This window comes from Streptomyces sp. NPDC051172, from assembly GCF_040682555.1.
Taxonomy (GTDB): Bacteria; Actinomycetota; Actinomycetes; order Streptomycetales; family Streptomycetaceae; genus Streptomyces.
In genome coordinates this window covers 1-1,187 of sequence record NZ_JBFBBE010000407.1, presented here as the reverse complement: position 1 = coordinate 1,187, position 1,187 = coordinate 1, and the positions used below count along the sequence as shown (strand labels likewise).

Annotated in this window: 2 protein-coding genes; both read right to left on the bottom strand. The window is 68.6% G+C overall.

All coding sequences use genetic code 11. From position 1 onward, the window contains the following. A partial coding sequence (locus AB0N07_RS51505) for a glycosyl hydrolase family 28-related protein (protein ID WP_365847967.1) occupies positions 1-440 on the bottom strand: 440 nt, incomplete at its 3' end. A gap of 14 nt (positions 441-454) precedes the next feature. Then, the coding region (locus AB0N07_RS51500) for a hypothetical protein (protein ID WP_365847965.1) at positions 455-1,187 on the bottom strand (733 nt) is incomplete at its 5' end.

Genomic DNA, 1,187 nt, shown 5'->3' with positions numbered 1-1,187 from the left:
GTGCCCTCAGAAAAGGCCACCGGGCCACGGAAGTTGTAGACGCCCGTGCTGAAATGCACCTCCCGGCCAGACGCGCCCGCCGCCACCAGGGCGGCGGTATCATCCGCCACCCCGTCACCCTTCGCGCCGAACCGAGACACATGCACCGGGCCAACGTCCAGGACGCTGAACAGCGCCGATCGCGTCTTGGAACGGTCGTCCAGCAGGTAGCCTGCCACGGCACCATCCGCCGGGGACCCCGGGGCCTGGCCCGTGGCAACGGCCATCGCGTCCACACGGGCAGCCAGGTTGTCCACCCGCGTGGTCAGCCGCAGACCCCACTCCCGCAGGCGTGCCGCAATAGACTTGGCGATACCCTTGGTGTCCTCCGGCAACACATCAGGGTGGCCGGGATCGTCCGGAACCACATACGCGACCCCAGAAATGTTGCCGAGTGCCATAGATGACCTCCTGGTCAGGGGCGGAGCTGGCGGAGCGTAAGCGTCTGCGTGAGACCGTCCTCCGGGGAGAACGACAGGACCTCACCCGAGAGGCGCTGAGGCCGCTTCGTGCCCCACATGTCGAGAGTGATGGTGTCCCCCAGCCGGAGACTGAGGTCCGGACGGCCCATGACCACCGGACCCCACGCGGGGATCGGCTGCGCGAGCATGGGGGCGAGCCGGTTAGCGATACGGCGGGCCAACAGCGTGGATTGGACCCATCGCCCGCCCTCGTGGGTATAGGTGGTCGGGTCAACCTGGCGGGCATCCGTTTTCACGGTCACCGGGTCCATGTCTTCCCACGTCTGCAGCCCACGGGCGCGCAGGATCGGCCCGTTGCCCTGCCGGCGTTTCGCCAGCCCGGGCAGGTCCGGGTTAGACAAGGACAGCTCAGCCGTCACGCCGGCAGGCGGCGTGTACCCGAACCCGACCTTCCAAGACCGGTAGGTGATCCGGTCCGCGTCCCCGTAGAACCACGAGCGCGGGGCCGGCAGCTCCTCGGTGCCGCCGTCGTCCGGCTCCTTGAGCACGGCCCCGCCCACCCATGAACCGATGCCCCGGTTCACGTTCGCCACAGCGGAGGCAGTCACGTCCTCGAACGAGGTGTCCACATGGAACCAGTCCTCGTCGTCAGGTGTGCGGACCACCTGCTCCCACTTGCCACCCGGCTCCAGGGTGTCCTTCGGCCCGTCCCACACCTGCGCCCAC